At 56.8% G+C, this 15,454-nt stretch carries 16 protein-coding genes; 5 read left to right on the top strand and 11 right to left on the bottom strand.

The genetic code is table 11. The features are described from left to right. The first annotated feature begins 1 nt into the window (after nucleotide 1). Nucleotides 2-619: a 4'-phosphopantetheinyl transferase AcpT gene (acpT, locus tag BJ885_RS20255; protein ID WP_121932658.1), complete on the top strand. Its 618-nt coding sequence runs from the start codon at nucleotides 2-4 to the stop codon at nucleotides 617-619. Here the strand turns inward: acpT and arnF are convergent. The 8 genes from arnF to BJ885_RS20215 form a co-directional block, all read right to left on the bottom strand. After that, a complete protein-coding gene (gene arnF, locus BJ885_RS20250) occupies nucleotides 567-956 on the bottom strand; it encodes a 4-amino-4-deoxy-L-arabinose-phosphoundecaprenol flippase subunit ArnF (protein WP_047646803.1) in 390 nt (129 codons plus the stop codon). The two genes, acpT and arnF, sit on opposite strands and share 53 nt — an antisense overlap. Continuing rightward, nucleotides 953-1,288 carry a 4-amino-4-deoxy-L-arabinose-phosphoundecaprenol flippase subunit ArnE gene (gene arnE / locus BJ885_RS20245; RefSeq protein WP_047646802.1) on the bottom strand — a complete coding sequence of 112 codons (336 nt, stop codon included), beginning with the start codon at nucleotides 1,286-1,288 and terminating at the stop codon, nucleotides 953-955. Before arnE ends, arnF begins: the two co-directional genes overlap by 4 nt. After that, nucleotides 1,288-2,943 carry a lipid IV(A) 4-amino-4-deoxy-L-arabinosyltransferase gene (arnT, locus tag BJ885_RS20240; protein ID WP_121932657.1) on the bottom strand — a complete coding sequence of 552 codons (1,656 nt, stop codon included), beginning with the start codon at nucleotides 2,941-2,943 and terminating at the stop codon, nucleotides 1,288-1,290. Before arnT ends, arnE begins: the two co-directional genes overlap by 1 nt. Beyond that, nucleotides 2,940-3,842: a 4-deoxy-4-formamido-L-arabinose-phosphoundecaprenol deformylase gene (arnD, locus tag BJ885_RS20235; RefSeq protein WP_121932656.1), complete on the bottom strand. Its 903-nt coding sequence runs from the start codon at nucleotides 3,840-3,842 to the stop codon at nucleotides 2,940-2,942. Before arnD ends, arnT begins: the two co-directional genes overlap by 4 nt. Then, complete coding sequence (gene arnA, locus BJ885_RS20230; protein ID WP_047646799.1) at nucleotides 3,839-5,821, bottom strand: bifunctional UDP-4-amino-4-deoxy-L-arabinose formyltransferase/UDP-glucuronic acid oxidase ArnA; 1,983 nt, start codon at nucleotides 5,819-5,821, stop codon at nucleotides 3,839-3,841. The genes arnD and arnA overlap by 4 nt, the downstream gene beginning before the upstream one ends. Then, nucleotides 5,818-6,801, bottom strand: coding sequence for an undecaprenyl-phosphate 4-deoxy-4-formamido-L-arabinose transferase (arnC, locus tag BJ885_RS20225; RefSeq protein WP_121932655.1), 984 nt, complete (start codon nucleotides 6,799-6,801; stop codon nucleotides 5,818-5,820). Before arnC ends, arnA begins: the two co-directional genes overlap by 4 nt. A gap of 1 nt (nucleotide 6,802) precedes the next feature. After that, a complete protein-coding gene (gene arnB / locus BJ885_RS20220; protein ID WP_121932654.1) occupies nucleotides 6,803-7,942 on the bottom strand; it encodes a UDP-4-amino-4-deoxy-L-arabinose aminotransferase in 1,140 nt (379 codons plus the stop codon). 452 nt (nucleotides 7,943-8,394) lie between these two features. Next, nucleotides 8,395-8,901 (bottom strand): phenolic acid decarboxylase, encoded by a 507-nt coding sequence (locus BJ885_RS20215; RefSeq protein WP_024908855.1) that lies wholly within the window; start codon nucleotides 8,899-8,901, stop codon nucleotides 8,395-8,397. 99 nt (nucleotides 8,902-9,000) lie between these two features. On the opposite strand from BJ885_RS20215, the gene BJ885_RS20210 reads away from it, so the two are divergent. Next, the gene (locus tag BJ885_RS20210; protein ID WP_032662157.1) at nucleotides 9,001-9,882 is read left to right on the top strand and encodes a LysR family transcriptional regulator; all 882 of its coding nucleotides are present in this window, start codon (nucleotides 9,001-9,003) and stop codon (nucleotides 9,880-9,882) included. Nucleotides 9,883-9,914: 32 nt separating this feature from the next. Continuing rightward, a complete protein-coding gene (locus BJ885_RS20205) occupies nucleotides 9,915-10,709 on the top strand; it encodes an SDR family NAD(P)-dependent oxidoreductase (RefSeq protein ID WP_047646797.1) in 795 nt (264 codons plus the stop codon). Between the two features lie 5 nt (nucleotides 10,710-10,714). On the opposite strand, the gene BJ885_RS20200 is transcribed toward BJ885_RS20205, so the two are convergent. Further along, nucleotides 10,715-11,242, bottom strand: coding sequence for an NlpC/P60 family protein (locus BJ885_RS20200; protein ID WP_029740677.1), 528 nt, complete (start codon nucleotides 11,240-11,242; stop codon nucleotides 10,715-10,717). Nucleotides 11,243-11,481: 239 nt separating this feature from the next. Here BJ885_RS20200 and BJ885_RS20195 point away from each other — a divergent pair, with 239 nt between their 5' ends. Continuing rightward, nucleotides 11,482-12,144 (top strand): HAD family hydrolase, encoded by a 663-nt coding sequence (locus BJ885_RS20195; RefSeq protein WP_014885577.1) that lies wholly within the window; start codon nucleotides 11,482-11,484, stop codon nucleotides 12,142-12,144. Nucleotides 12,145-12,204: 60 nt separating this feature from the next. Here BJ885_RS20195 and BJ885_RS20190 read toward each other — a convergent pair whose 3' ends face one another. Together BJ885_RS20190 and BJ885_RS20185 are read right to left on the bottom strand one after the other, a co-directional pair. Continuing rightward, complete coding sequence (locus BJ885_RS20190) at nucleotides 12,205-13,230, bottom strand: TerC/Alx family metal homeostasis membrane protein (protein ID WP_024908851.1); 1,026 nt, start codon at nucleotides 13,228-13,230, stop codon at nucleotides 12,205-12,207. A 166-nt stretch (nucleotides 13,231-13,396) separates the two neighbouring features. Next, nucleotides 13,397-13,795 carry a potassium channel family protein gene (locus tag BJ885_RS20185; protein ID WP_121932653.1) on the bottom strand — a complete coding sequence of 133 codons (399 nt, stop codon included), beginning with the start codon at nucleotides 13,793-13,795 and terminating at the stop codon, nucleotides 13,397-13,399. Between the two features lie 317 nt (nucleotides 13,796-14,112). On the opposite strand from BJ885_RS20185, the gene BJ885_RS20180 reads away from it, so the two are divergent. Next, nucleotides 14,113-15,447 carry an MFS transporter gene (locus tag BJ885_RS20180; RefSeq protein ID WP_029740244.1) on the top strand — a complete coding sequence of 445 codons (1,335 nt, stop codon included), beginning with the start codon at nucleotides 14,113-14,115 and terminating at the stop codon, nucleotides 15,445-15,447. Nucleotides 15,448-15,454: the final 7 nt, after the last annotated feature.

Raw genomic sequence — 15,454 nt, 5'->3', positions numbered from 1 at the left:
TATGTACCAGTTTGTACTGGGAAAAATCTCCACTCTTTGCGCGGACCCGCTGGCGTCAGCGCTCGCAGACAGGGCGCCTCAGGGTGCCCGACAGGCCTCCTGGCTTGCCGGGAGGACGCTGCTCGCCAGAACGTTATCCCCTCACCCGCTCCCCGACATCATTTACGGTGAGCAGGGGAAACCGGCCTTTGCGAAGGGTCATCCGCTGTGGTTCAACCTGAGCCACAGCGGTGACGATATCGCCCTGCTGATGAGCGATGAAGGCGAGGTCGGCTGCGATATCGAAGTGATTCGCCCGAGGAAGAACTGGCAGGCGCTGGCTAATGCGGTATTCAGCATGACGGAGCATGACGAGCTGGAGCGTGAAGCGCCCGAGGAACGGCTTTCCGCGTTCTGGCGTATCTGGACGCGGAAAGAAGCGATTGTGAAACAGCGTGGCGGCAGCGCCTGGCAGATTGTCAGCATCGACAGCACGGCGCAGACGCACGCGGTCAGTCAGCTACAGTTCGGCTCGCTGAGCCTTGCCGTCTGCACATCGACCCCTTATACCCTGACCAACGAGTCGATTATTCACGCTGGGACGTTCGGGGCAGAAAAATCACTAACACGCCCAGAATAATAAACCCGACGCCCACCAGCCCGTGCCAGGAGAAGCGCTCCCCCCAGCCCGGCAGCAGGATCGCGGCGGCCCACACCAGAATATAGCTGAGGCTCAGCAGGGCATAGGCTTTGCTGAGCGCCATACGGTGCAGCGCCAGATACCAGCAGCCCATGGACGCCACATACCCCGTCAGCCCCAGCAGCAGCGCGCCCGTGCCGGACGAGAAGTGCCACAGCGCGGAAACAAACACCAGGATCTCACTGACCGGTGGCAATGCCTGCATGGCATTGCGCAGCAGCAGCTGCGCCGCGCTGACTAACAGCACGCTGCATAAGGCCCAGAACGCTCCTTTCACAGGCTCCCTCCCAGCACAATAATCCCAATGATGATGAACCCTACCCCCAGCCAGTGATGCGCAGCAACGTGCTCACGCCAGAACGCCTTCGCCGCCAGCGTCACCCAGACAAAATTGAGGCTCAGCATGGGGTAGGCAATGCCGACGGGCAGGCGTTGCAGCACCACCAGCCAGACCAGCATCCCGCTGCCCAGCGCCAGCAGTGCCAGGCCAAGCCACAGCACGATGTGCGCCCCGCGCCGCCCTGCTTTCGCCGGACGGGTGGCTTGTTTCTGGCACAGCTGTCCCGCGCAGCTGAGCAGGCTTGCCAGTATCAGCCAGATCCAGGTCATCACTTCGGCAGATACTCCAGCAGGGCCAGACGCCCCTGAATATAGAGATTGTCCGGCTGCGGTAAATTCGCCTGTGAAATATCGTCGTGTTTTGACAGCAGCATCACCAGCGATACGCGCCCCTGCTGACGGTGCTCCGCCAGCCACTGCGCGAAGTCATCTTTATCAACATAACGATCTTTCGCATCGGGATAGTCCAGTCCGTAGCGCAGTTCGCCGCTTTGATCGAACATCGTGATGTCATTGCGCTTCAGCTCCCACGCCAGGCCCGCTGCCACGCCAACGTTATTGGCCAGCACGAATCGGCTTTCCTGAAGCGGCTCGCGCACGGTATCGACCAGCGACTGCGGCTGTTTGGAATCCACCACCAGGTTCGGAATGGCAAAACCAATCAGCAGCGCCAGCCCTGCAGGGCACAGTGCCGCCAGCCACCAGCGCTGCTGGCTCTGTCTGAACGTAAACCAGCCTACAGCGGCCCAGATGAGGAACGCCACCACCGCACAGAAGACTTTATACAGTTCGACCGACGTCCAGACCGGATGCTTAGACAGTCCCCACGGCGAGACCACCAGCGCCGCCACTACGCCGATAACGCCAAACGCCAGGTTAATCCCGCCGTTAATGCGTAACGCTCTGGCACCTTTTTCCGCCGCGAGGCAGGCATAGCGCGCCATCAGGATAGCCAGCGGGGCAAAGCACGGCAGGATATAGGTCGGCAGCTTGCCTTTGGCGATGCTGAAGAACAGCAGCGGCATCACCACCCAACCCAGCAGATAGAACCCGCCACCCGCGTTTTGTCGGTCATTCCAGCCAAGACGAATCGCGCCGGGCAAAAGCGCAAGCCACGGCAGGCTGCCCGCGATCAGGAACGGTATGTAGTACCAGAACGGGGCTTTGTGCTGCGCGTCGCTCTGGGCAAAACGCTGAATATGCTCAACCCAGAAGAAGTAACGCCAGAAGTCAGGCTCACGCTGCGCAATAGCCAGCCCCCACGGCAGAACAATCAGCACGCAGCTCAGGATCGCGAGCCAGCCAAAAATCAACACCTCTTTCCAGCGCTTCTGGGCGATCACCCACGGCAGCACGCCAATCACCGGTACCGCCAGCGCCAGGAAGCCTTTGGTCATCACCCCCATCCCGCAGGCCAGCCCAAGCAGCACATAGCCACCCGCTTTTCCGGCAACGGTTTGAGCCTGTGAGGCCAGCCAGAAGCTGCACATCGCCGCCACCAGCCACAGGGTGATGATAGGATCCAGCACCGCATACGTGCCGATGCCATACACCAGGAACAGGGTCAGGAAGATAAGACCGGAGAAAATAGCGGTCCGCTTATCTCGCCAGAGACGCCAGGCCATCCAGATGACCAGCAGCGCCGCTAACCCGGTGGAGAATATAGAACCGGCGCGCACGGCGAGGTTGGTGTGCCCGAACAGCAGCTGTCCGATGCTGTTGATCCAGTAGCCAGCAATCGGTTTTTCAAAGTAACGCAGCCCCAGAAAATGCGGGACAACCCATTCTCCGGATGCCAGCATTTCGCGGCTGATTTCCGCATAGCGGGTTTCATCAGGCTGCCAGAGCAGACGAATATCGACCGGAATGAGGTAGTAAACGATAAACAGTGCGAGAAGCGCTAAGCCATAACGGGCTGTTTTCATGGGACCGGACTCACGGTTTGTTGATAGCCAAGCCAGCCTTCCCGGCCAGCCATTTCATTGCGTACGACTTTACCCACGGGCAGGGTGCTGAGGTCGTCCGGCAGCAGCTCGCTCAACGGGCAAAATTCAATGCCCTCCTGAGCGGCCATCGTCAGCAGTTCATCGAAATCATGCTGATACGCAATCCCTTCCACTTCGGCATGGATGGTATACACCGGCGTACCGGCGTCACGATGGATGCGGTCCAGAATGTAGCGATTGAACTCATCAGCCTTCACCTCGCGCCCGACCACTTCATCCCAGGTGGGAAGCGTGACCGGAATTTGCACGGTACCGTAGCGATTTTCGCCTAACAGCGGCAAAAAAGGCCCGGTTCCGCGGCAGTCGCTGTTGTAGCGAAACGCAAAGGCTTCTTTGGCTTTCACGACGCGTTGATCCGCACGCCATCCCGCCACGGCGGAGCAGCGCACGGGCTGACCGGTAATGGCCTCCAGCTCTAGCATCCCACGCTCGACCTCACGGGACAGGCGCGGGATATCCCAGATGCCCGCCCAGGCTTGCCAGGCATGGTGGTCCCAGGCGTGCAGACCCACCTCATGATGCTGCGCCGCCTCGCGGATAACGGCTTCATTACCCGCGCCGATGCGTCTGCCGGGCCAGGCGGTGCCGGCCAGCAAAATATCCCAGCCGTAGAGGGATGCCGCGCGCGAGCGCAGCATTTTGAACAGAAATGCCGGTTTAACCAGACGCCATAAATGGCGTCCCATGTTGTCAGGCCCCACGCTGAAGAAAATGCTGGAACGCACACCGTGCTTGCTCAGCAGTTCCAGCAGTTTGGGTACGCCGTCACGCGTTCCCCTGAAGGTGTCGACATCAATGCGTAAACCGACTTTTTTCATGAGTCCTGTTCCGAAAGCTCCACGGTGCGCAGGAAGAAATCGAGCGTCTCATCGATGGTCAGCTCCATCTTCACCGTCGGCGTCCAGTTCAGGCAGCGCTTCGCGTTGCGGATGCTTGGCTTACGGTGCTCAACGTCCTGATATCCTTTGCCGTAGTAGCTGCTGCTTTCCACTTCGCGGAAACCGGCAAACGGCGGGAACTTGTCGCGCAGCGGATGGCGCTCAAAGCTGGCCAGCAGCATCTCTGCCAGCTCGCGAATGCTCGCTTCGTTGTCCGGGTTACCGATGTTGATGATTTCACCGTTGCAGCGGTTATCTTTGTTTTCGATGATGCGGAACAGCGCTTCGATACCGTCGCTGATATCCGTAAAGCAGCGTTTCTGTTTCCCGCCTTCGATAAGCTTAATTGGCGAGCCTTCCACCAGGTTAAGGATCAGCTGGGTGATCGCACGAGAGCTACCGATACGCGCCGCGTTGAGGTTATCCAGACGCGGGCCCATCCAGTTGAACGGACGGAACAGGGTAAAGCGCAGGCCTTCTTTCTCACCGTAGGCCCAAATCACGCGGTCCAGCAGCTGTTTGGAGACGGAGTAAATCCAGCGCTGTTTGTTGATCGGCCCGACCACCAGATTGGAGGTGTCTTCATCGAAGTTCTTATCGGTACACATGCCGTACACTTCAGACGTGGACGGGAAGATGATGCGCTTGTCGTATTTCACGCAGTCGCGGATGATCTTCAGGTTCTCTTCGAAGTCCAGCTCGAACACGCGCAGCGGGTTACGGGTGTACTCGATTGGCGTGGCAATGGCGACCAGCGGCAGCACCACGTCGCATTTTTTAATGTGGTATTCAATCCATTCGGAATGGATGCTGATATCCCCTTCCACGAAGTGGAAACGCGGGTTATCGAGGAAACGGCTGATGGCGTCAGAGCCGATATCCAGACCGTAAATCTCGTAGTTATCGTCCTTGAGCAGACGTTCGGTCAGGTGGTTACCGATAAAGCCGTTCACGCCGAGGATCAGCACGCGGGTACGGCGTTTGATGGCAACAACCGGTGCGCTGGTGATCAGCGCCCCGGCCACCAGACCCAGAGACTGCGCCAGCTGCGTGCCCTGAACGTACAGGCCGTTGTCGGTTTGTCCGGTGACGATCTCCAGCGCCTGCTCGCCGCAGCTCACAATCAGCGGAGTGACAGAGACGACGGTGCCCGGTTTGGCGGCAGGGATGTCGTCACGCACGCGGGATTTCCAGACGATAAATTTGCTTACGCCAGCAAAGCTGTACGCGCCCGGCCACGGGTCGGTCACGGCGCGCACCAGGTTGTGCAGCTGGCGGGCAGGCTTGTTCCAGTCCAGACGGCCATCTTCCGGCGCGCGGCGGCCGAAGCTGCTTGCCTTGCTCTCATCCTGCGCGGTCTCGCTGAAGGTGCCGCTGAGAATGGCGGGAAGTGCATCACGCAGCAGCGTCTGCGCCGTTGCATTCAGCTTTTGATGCAGCTGCAGTGCCGTTTCGTCCGCATCAATAGCGACCTTCTGCTGTGCCACGATAGCGCCCGCGTCAGCACGGCGCACCATGCGGTGCAGCGTCACGCCCGTCTCCGTTTCACCGTTCACCAGCACCCAGTTCAGCGGAGCGCGGCCACGGTAGGCGGGAAGCAGAGAACCATGAAGATTAAAGGCGCCTTTTGCGGCCAGACCTAAGATTTCGTCAGAAAGCAGGTTGCGATAGTAGAACGAGAAGATTACGTCAGGCGCGAGCGCGCGGATGCGATCCACCCACAGCGGATGGTTTACATCGTCCGGTGCATAAACCGGGATCCCGCGCTCGGCGGCGATACGCGCCACGGAGCCGAAAAAGTTATTCTCTCCGGCCGTGTCCGGATGGGTAAAGATTGCCGCAATGTCATAGCCCGCTTCCAGCAGGGCCAGCGTGCCCGTGCACCCCATATCGTGATAGGCAAATACAACAGCTTTCATGGGTGAATTTCCTCTTGAGATGCTTTGTGTTCCTGACGGACAACACGTTGAATAAAGTAGCGCGGACGCGCGCGAACATCGTTATAGATACGGCCAATGTATTCACCGAGAAGGCCCATCCCGACAAACTGGGCGCCGATGAACATAAACAGCACGGCAAAGAGCATGAAGACCCCTTCCGCCGCCCACTGCGGGCCAAAGACCAGTCGCAGCACCACAAGCAGAACGGACAGCGCAAACCCGGCCACGGCGATGATGCTGCCGAAAACGCTCAGCAGACGCAGCGGCGTGGTGGTCAGGCAGGTGATGAGGTCATACATCAGGTTGATGAGACGCATAAAGCTGTACTTCGATTCCCCGTGCTCGCGCTCGGCGTGCAGAACCGGAATTTCCGTTGCCTTGCGGGCAAAGGTGTTGGCGAGGATCGGAATAAAGGTGCTGCGCTCATGGCAGTGCAGCATCGCGTCGACAATATGGCGGCGGTAGGCGCGCAGCATGCAGCCGTAATCGCCCATCGCTTTACCGGTCGTGCGCTGGATAAGACGGTTGATGGTGCGTGAGGCCAGCTTGCGGAACAGACTGTCCTGACGGTTCTGACGTACCGTGCCGACCACGTCATAGCCTTCATCGGCTTTAGTGACCAGACGCGGGATCTCTTCCGGCGGGTTTTGCAGGTCAGCGTCCAGGGTGATGATCAGATCGCCCGTGACGTGGCTAAACCCCGCCATAATCGCCGAGTGCTGGCCGTAGTTGCGGTTGAGCAGCACGGCAACAATATGGCTGCCTTCGGCCTGCGCGGCCTCGGTCAGCATCAACGCGGAATTATCGCTACTACCGTCATCTACCAGCAGAATTTCATAAGCCTTGCCCATCGTGTCGCAGGCGGCGGTTGTACGGCGGATCAGTTCGGGCAGGCTCTCCTGCTCGTTATAAACCGGGATTACCACGGAAACTTTTTGTACAGGCGGTGCACTGAACATATCAATGTCCTGCAAGCTGATGGAGTGCGGTAATGACGCGGGTTGTGTCGTCATGAGTCATGTCCGGGAAAAGAGGGAGAGAACAAATACGCGCGCTATTCCATTCAGAATTCGGGAGCGATACATTAGGAAAACGCTCGCGGTAGTATTTTTGGGTGTGTGCCGCGCGGAAGTGGAGGCCGGTACCGATGCCTTTCTCTTTCAGCGCCGCCATCAGGTTGTCGCGTGAGATCCCGCAGCGCGCTTCGTCAACGCGAATAATAAACAGGTGCCAGGCGTGCACGTGCGGCCATGACGCAATGGTGAGCGGCTGGAACGGCGTATCGGCAAGCTCACGCAGGTAGCGTTCAGCAATTTCCTGGCGGCGTCTGTTGGCCTCTTTCAGTTTGTCTAACTGCACCAGCGCCAGCGCGGCGTTGATGTCCGCCAGGTTGTATTTATAGCCCGGCGCGATCACTTCCGCCTGCGGCGCGCGGCCGTGCGTCTGGCGGTCATAGGCATCTACGCCCAGGCCATGGAATTTCAGGCTGCGGATCCGCTGTGCCAGCTGGGCATTATCCGTGACGACTAAGCCCCCTTCCGCGCAGGTCATATTTTTAATGGCGTGGAAGGAAAAAATCGCGGTCCCTTTCCAGCCTACATGACGGTTCTTGTAGTAGGTTCCGGCGGCATGGGCCGCATCTTCAATAACCGGAATACCGTGACGTTCACCGATGGCATGAATGGCGTCGATTTCACACGGCGCGCCGGCATAATGAACGGGAATAATGGCTTTGGTACGCGGGGTAATGGCGGCTTCAACGGCTTCTGGCGTCACCATTAACGTATCTTTGTCCACATCAATCATGACCGGTGTGGCACCCAGCAACACGATCATATTCAGCGTGGAGACCCAGGTCTGGGAAGGGGTAATGACTTCATCGCCCGGGCCAATATCCAGCGCCATCAGCGTGACGTGCATACCTGCGGTGGCTGAACAGACGGCAATCGCATGCTGATTCCCGGTAAGCTGACAGAATGCCTCTTCAAGTTCCTGATTCTTTGGCCCAGTGGTGATCCAGCCCGACATCAAAACGTCCTGAAGCGCCGCAATTTCCTCAGCGCCCATCGACGGTCGCGAAAAAGGCAGAAAATCACTCATTATTAATTTCCTTGCTGTATTAAAGGCGTCATCTTTTACTGCACTGTCGTAATGGGCAGCTCAATGGAATCATGCAAGATGGTTATTAAATAAAGACCAAATAAAATTAAGTCGCTATTACAGTTATGTCAACAAACCATCAACTGAAGCAAAAGTAACGTCGTTTTCTTAGGAAAAAATTAAGACAGGTGAAAAGCAGAAGGGAAACAGCACATAAAAGAGAATAGAAAATCGTTTTACAACAGCAAGATAGTCATTCTTACTAGTTTTTTCTTTTTTTGTGGGTGGACTCACAGCGATTACTCTACTATTTCATTTTGTTTACAATGAAATTATAAGAAAAGTAAATGAACACTCAACCAAAATAAAAATCCCGGAGGTTTGAGTGGAAATTCCGTCATCCTCCGGGAACTTTTTATTAATATCAATTGTCGCGGAATCAACTGTCGCGCTTAGTTAAGATTAGCAGGAAAATCATTCGGCAATTCACTGGCTGCGCAGGCAATAACGCTTTCATTATTGGCACCACAGTCGCGCACAAAGGTGATCGTAGCAAATTCATCAATCACTTCCGTAGGATACGCCGGACCCGCATCGCGATAGCTATTCATCAGCGGAATATGGTCGTTCTGGAAGCAGACGGTTTTTTCCGGATTGTTCATGACCCAGCGTGGGAAGAAGATGGTGCCGTGGAACAGTTTGTCGCCCAGGTTCACAATCAGGCTGACGTCGGTACCGGTTGGCTCGGTCCAGGAAATTTTATAGATGCTTTCCCCTACCCGCACAATATAAGCCTGCTGATCTTTCACCCAACGGTTGGCTACAAGACCGCTGTGAATACGGTAATCAAGCGTAGTCTCATTTTTTACGTAAATCTCGTAGTTCCAGCCGTTATCGTAGGTATATACAAGATGTTTACCAACAAAGCCGCTTAAGTCGTGTTTGTCGAAGGTGTTCATAAGATGTCTCCTTTGTTTTGATGAGACGATCGTACCCCTTCAAAAAATGAATGAATAACGCTATGTTTTAATCAAATTCATCCAAATTTTAGATAAATCATGCATAAGACGACGCTGGAACAATGGGCTTTACTGGAAAGAGTGGTGGAAGCGGGCAGCTTTGCCAAAGCCGCGGAAGAAACCCACCGCAGCCAGTCCTCGGTGAGCTATAACCTGTCGCTGCTGCAGGAGCGGCTCGGCGTGGCGCTGCTGGTGCCGGAGGGGCGACGGGCGGTGTTAACCCCGGCCGGAGAGCTTCTTCTCAACCAGGTTAAACCGCTGCTGAAAGCGTTTTCGTACGTTGAGACGCGCGCAGCGACCCTTCGCAACGGGATGCGCACGCGGTTAGATCTGGTGGTGGATTCCATTTTCCCGCGCCGCCGCCTGTTCGCTATTCTTCGTCAGTTCCAGCAGCAGTATCCGCAGACTCAGGTTCGTCTGACAGAGGTGCTGGAAAATACCCGCGCCGACGCCATTAACGACGAAGCCGATGTGATGGTCTTAACCCGCCGCCAGGACATTACCGGGCTCGGCGAATGGCTGATGAATATCGACTTTGTTGCCGTGGCCCATTCCCGGCATCCCCTGTTTCACCTCGACGCGCCGCTAAATGATGAGATGCTGCGCCCGTGGCCGCTCATCCAGATTGCGGACAGCCAGCCCGCCGCGCGTGCTGCCGGCGAGTCGTGGACCTTCTCCACCATCGATGCCGCCATTGAGGCCGTCGTCTCTCAGGTCGGCTACGGCTGGCTGCCAGAGGAACGCATCCAGACCCAGCTGGATCAGGGCGTACTGAAGCGCCTGCCGCTGAGCCACGGCGCGCGCAGGGCAACGCCGCTTCACCTGATTGTAAAGCGTTCCCTCGCCCCGCTTGATGAGCAGGTTGAGACGCTGTTGCGCCTTTTTAGCCAGGAGCCGTCATCCTCACCTGCTACGCTTTAAGGTCCGAACGTTTAAACGAGAAGGAGCAGATGATGAAAATCGACTTTGCGGGGAAAGTGGCGCTGGTGACCGCCTCAACCGGCGGGATCGGGTTCGCCATTGCCAGAGGTCTGGCAGAAAGCGGTGCGGAAGTGATCGTCAACGGCCGCAGCACGGAATCGGTGAATAAAGGCATTCAGCAGCTCCAGCAGGTGGTGCCGGGCGTACAGGTGCGCGCCGCGATTGCCGACCTCAGCACGGCGGAAGGGGTCGAGTCGCTTCTGAAGGTAGCGAATAACGTCGATATTCTGGTCAACAACGCCGGGATTTACGGTCCGCAGGATTTCTATGCCACCGACGATGAGACCTGGGAGCGTTACTGGCAGACCAACGTGATGTCCGGCGTGCGTCTGTCCCGCGCCCTGCTACCGGGTATGGTGCAGAAAGGCTGGGGACGCGTGGTGTTCATCTCCTCCGAGTCGGCCTGCAATATTCCGGCGGATATGATCCACTACGGCGTGACCAAAACGGCGCAGCTCTCGCTGGCGCGCGGGCTGGCGAAGTTCGTGGCGGGGAGCGGCGTGACGGTCAACAGCGTGCTGCCGGGCCCGACGATGTCAGACGGTTTCGCAGAGATGATGAAAGATGAAATCGAAAAAACCGGCAAATCGCTGGAACAGCTGGCGAAAGAGTTTGTGATGGCCAACCGCCCCAGCTCGGTTATCCAGCGTGCGGCAACGGTTGAAGAGGTGGCTAATATGGTGATTTATGTCTGTTCGCCCCAGGCCTCCGCCACCTCGGGCGCGGCGCTGCGCGTCGACGGTGGCGTCGTGGATGACATTATCTGACGCTGTCAGGCCGCGCTGCCTGCAATACGACGGGCGGTAATGTAGTGTGCTTGCCAGTAATCATCCGTCAGGGTTGAAACCGTTACGCCCTGACTGGTTGAGGCATGAATAAACTGGTTTTTGCCAATATAAACGCCGACGTGCTTGCGGTTCGGGCCCGTCTGGAAGAAGACCAGATCGCCGGCTCTCAGGCGGTATTGGGCGACCTGCACGCCGCGATGGATCTGTTCACTCGTCGTGCGCGGCAAATTAAGATGCGCCGCATCGGTGAACAGGTGCTGCATGAGCGCGGAGCAATCCACCCCGCGATGCGTGGTTCCGCCCCACCGGTACTGGGTGCCTTTCCACTTCTGGTATTGGTCGAGAATACGCGAGCGCAGCGGGCCTGTTTCCTGATGCACCAGCGCAGATTTCGCCGGTGATGCTGCCAGTTCACTGTTCATCGATAACATCGACGCTGGAAGTTGAAAGCTGAACGCAGAAAACGAAGCAAAACTTAACGTGAGGATTGAAATAAGCGATCTAAGAGTCATATCAAGAAAGAAGTAGTGAGTGAGTTTTTCCTTACCTGTGGGGCCCAATGGTTCCCCTAAATATCTTGCGATGTGGCGATAATATAGACAGTTCGTTTTTTCACCAATTGTTATCGAGGCCAAAAATGGATTCACTTTGAGATCGCAAGATCGAGAAAAAAAGAGTGGTGATATAAGGACTGTCCAGCTAAAGCAGGTAAACTGATCCGCAGAATGTGTATTTCAGCTAAGACGTATTTATGACCAATATGATTGCCGACGAGACGGTGGCAAAATCCAGCGTGCTCTCTGTCTTTGACTTTGACGGGACATTAACGCACCACGACAGCTTTATTCCTTTCCTGCGTTTTGCCTTTGGCAAACGTTACTTCGCGGGCCGCCTGGTGCGCATGGCGCTGCCCACGCTCCACTGCGTGCGTCGCAAGCTGACGCGCGATGAGCTGAAGGAAGTGCTGATTAAAACGTTCCTGACGGGCGTGGATGAACACTGGCTGCGCCAGCAGGCGGAAGCCTTTTGCGAAAAATACTGGAACAAGCTGATGCGCCCCGAAGGGGTTCTGGCGGTGGCGGCTGAGGTAAATTCCGGTGCGGAGGTGACCATCTGTTCCGCATCCCCGGCGCTGGTGCTCCAGCCGTGGGCTGATAAGCTCGGCATTAAGCTGATTGGCACGCAGCTGGAAGTGAAAGACGGCAAGCTGACGGGGCGCATTACGGGCAATAACTGTCGCTGCGCCCAGAAGGTGGCGAGGCTGGAAAAAGTGTATGGCGATCTGAACGCCTATCACCTGCGCGCCTGGGGAGACACCCGCGGCGACCACGAGCTGCTGGCGGCGGCGCAGGATCCGCACTGGCGGCACTTCCACCACCCGCGCAAGCGTCGGAATTCACCGATTAAGGGTTAGGTGCGGACTGGCGCCCTCACCCCGGCCCTCTCCCACAGGGAGAGGGAGAAAAGCGGTACATCAGGCCTCACGTTTCCCCGGGAACATCACGCTCGCAATAATCCCCAGCGCCAGCACGCCAAGCACCACAAACAGACTGGCCGTGGCGCCAATGCTGTAACCGTGATGCCAGAAGTGGTCGGTGGCATTTAATCCCAGCTTGAACGCCACGAAGAACAGCAGCAGCACCACGGCTTTCTCGAGGTGCACCAGATACTGCTTCAGCGCTTCCAGCACGAAGTAAAGCGTACGCAGGCCGAGAATCGCGAACATCATGGCGCTGTAGATAATCAGCGGCTCGCGGCTCACGGCAATAATGGCCGGCACGGAGTCAAACGCGAACATGACGTCAGAGAGCTCGACGACGGCTACGCAAAGCAGCAGCGGCGTCGCATAGCGCTTCGCCTTCTTCACGCGTCCGACCATCACGTCCTGGTTTTCTGGTTTTTCAAGCTCAGCATCCACCTCTTTCTGCGTCAGAATAAAGGCGTTGCTGCTGATTTTCGGCCAGACCGGATAGAAGCGCTTCACCAGGCGATAGGCGAGATGACCCGAGTAATCTTCCACTTCGTCGCTCTCTTCATTGCGTCTGAGCATCATCACCGCCGTCCAGCCGACGACCAGCGCGAAGATCACCTCAACGTACGGCCCCAGGCTTAACAGGCTGGTGCCGATAGCCACAAAGATGCCGCGGAAGACAATCGCCCCCAGCACGCCCCAGTAGAGCACGCGGTGACGGTACTTATCCGGCACGCCGAACCAGGCGAAGATCGCCATCATCACGAACAGGTTATCGACGGAGAGCACCTCTTCCAGCGCATAGCCGGTGAGGAACAGGCTCGCCATCTCGGCGCCGTGGTGAACATACAGGAATCCGGCGAAGGCCATCGCCATCATGACCCAGAAAATGGACCACATCGCCGCGCTTTTCAGCGAGACGGGTTTATCGTGACGGTGCATAAAGAGGTCGATAAACATCGCCCCAACGGCCATCACCACAAAGACAACAACGGTTTCCGTCGGGAAACCGAGATGAGCAGCAGACATACAAAACCCTTTTGGCAGACAAAACACAACACCATGCAAACTGGCGTAAACCAGGAACAGAAAAGGGCGGGCCGTTAATCAGCCTCTTCGCCCTCAAATTCGCGGCCTTCGGGCCGCGCAAGGAGGAGTACTTTACCTTACCAGGCGGGGATCGCGCATCTGCCGTTTAGGCGCTCATGCCGCGCAAACGCTGCAGCACCGCCACCAGAACCGCCACGGACCAGCCCACCATCAACGCGCCTATCAGCCCTTCCACACCGCCGATGAGCCGCCAGTGCTGGGGTAACGTGACGTCGCCGTATCCCACGGTGGCGTAGCTGACCAGTGAAAAATAGAAGCTGGTGTTCCAGTCATTAAACGCGTCGATGACAAAATAAAACGCAGCAAACAGTCCGGCCTCAAGGAGGTGGGCGAAGATCATGGAGATGACGATACCGACGTTGCGTAACACGATGCGTACCGCAGAATCGACTTCTAACCTAATGAATTTTAAAACGCCAAACATCCACAGCGAATGGATCACCACGGTTAGGGTAAGCAAAATAATAATACTGAGTAGCTGCATGATGCGTGCTCGACCAAAAGGAATATGGCCCCGCTAACGCGGCGGGGCACCCGGTCGAAGCTTAGTTGAACGGCGAGGAAAAGTTGGTGCAATAATTGCGCTGCGTGATTATTTCCATTACAGAATCTCCTCTTTGCCGCTGGTTCGGCTGCTGTGAACGATATATCTGAAGCGCACTATCTGTGAGTCACCTCTTATTTACATCATTTAAACCTTCCATTAACTGGATAAAAATAACGCGCCGTCGCTATAGTGGTTTTGTTTAATAAAACTGAGTTGTACCTAATAAAACAAAGAACAAACCCTGCGAGGACACAATGACAGAACATTTACGTAACGGCGCGACCGCCACCGAGGACATAGAAAGAGAGACGATGCGGAAGGTGATCTGGCGTATTCTCCCGTTTCTGATTGTCAGTTACCTGGTCTCCATTATCGATCGCGGGAATATCGGCATGGCTTCGCTGCAGATGAATGAGGACCTTGGCCTCAGCAAAGCGGCGTTTGGCTTCGCCAGCAGCCTTTACTTCGTGGCCTATTTTTTGTTTGAGGTACCCAGCAACCTGGCCATGCAGAAAGTCGGCGCCCGGCTGTGGATCCCGCGCATTATGATCAGTTGGGGCATCGTCTCTATGTGTATGGCCCTGGTGCAGAACACCACGTCGCTCTATATCGTCCGTTTTCTTCTCGGTGCTGCAGAGGCGGGCTTCTTCCCGGGCGTCGTGCTGTATCTGACCTGGTGGATCCCCTCCCGCTACCGCGCACGCATTATTGCGTCCTTTATGGTCGCCATCCCGCTCGCTAACTTCATCGGCTCCCCGCTTTCCGGGTTGATACTGTCACTGGATGGCTGGCTGGGCCTTCGCGGCTGGCATCTGCTGTTCATCATTGAAGGCTTGCCGGCGGTGCTGCTGGGTATTGCAGCCTGGTTTATTCTCCGGGATCGCCCTCATCAGGCGAAATGGCTCAGTGATGAACAGAAAAAGTGGCTGGAAACCACGCTTGAGACCGAGCGTAGCCAGCAAAAGAACATTGGACACCAGACGACGTGGCAGTTGCTGAAGCATCGCCAAATCTGGCTGATGGCGCTGATTTACGCGGGCGCATCTTCCGCGGGCACCACCATCAGCGTCTGGTCTCCTCAACTGCTGAAATCCTTCCATCTCGATAACCTGGAGACAGGTCTGTTTAACGCCATTCCTTACGGTCTGGCATCGGTTCTGATGATTGTATGGGGACGGAATTCCGATCGTACCAACGAACGCCGCTGGCATACCGCACTCACGCTGTTCATGATTGCCGCCGGCGTGTTCGCCGCCTTTGTAAGCGTCTCGCTGTCTGCCACGCTCGTTATCCTCAGCATTATGCTGATAGGCGCTTATTCAATGAAAGGGCCTTTCTGGGCGCTGGCGTCCGGTTGGATGAGCAGTACCTCAGCGGCGGCGGGACTGGCCGCGATTGGCGCCATCGCAAACCTGATAGGCGGGGCGGTGATGGTAAACGCGTACGGCATTATCAATGAGCGGACGGGCAGCTACACGCTGGCTATGCTTCCGCTGGCCGCGCTGTGCGTGGCCGGGGGCATCGCGGTGCTCATTATGGGCCGGCAGGCCCGCCGCGCTCAGCTGCACGAAAAACAGGTCACGCATTAACGATGAC

This window comes from Enterobacter sp. WP_7_1, from assembly GCF_003688535.1.
In the GTDB taxonomy this organism is placed as follows: domain Bacteria; phylum Pseudomonadota; class Gammaproteobacteria; order Enterobacterales; family Enterobacteriaceae; genus Enterobacter; species Enterobacter asburiae.
This window is presented reverse-complemented; position numbering and strand designations above follow the sequence as displayed.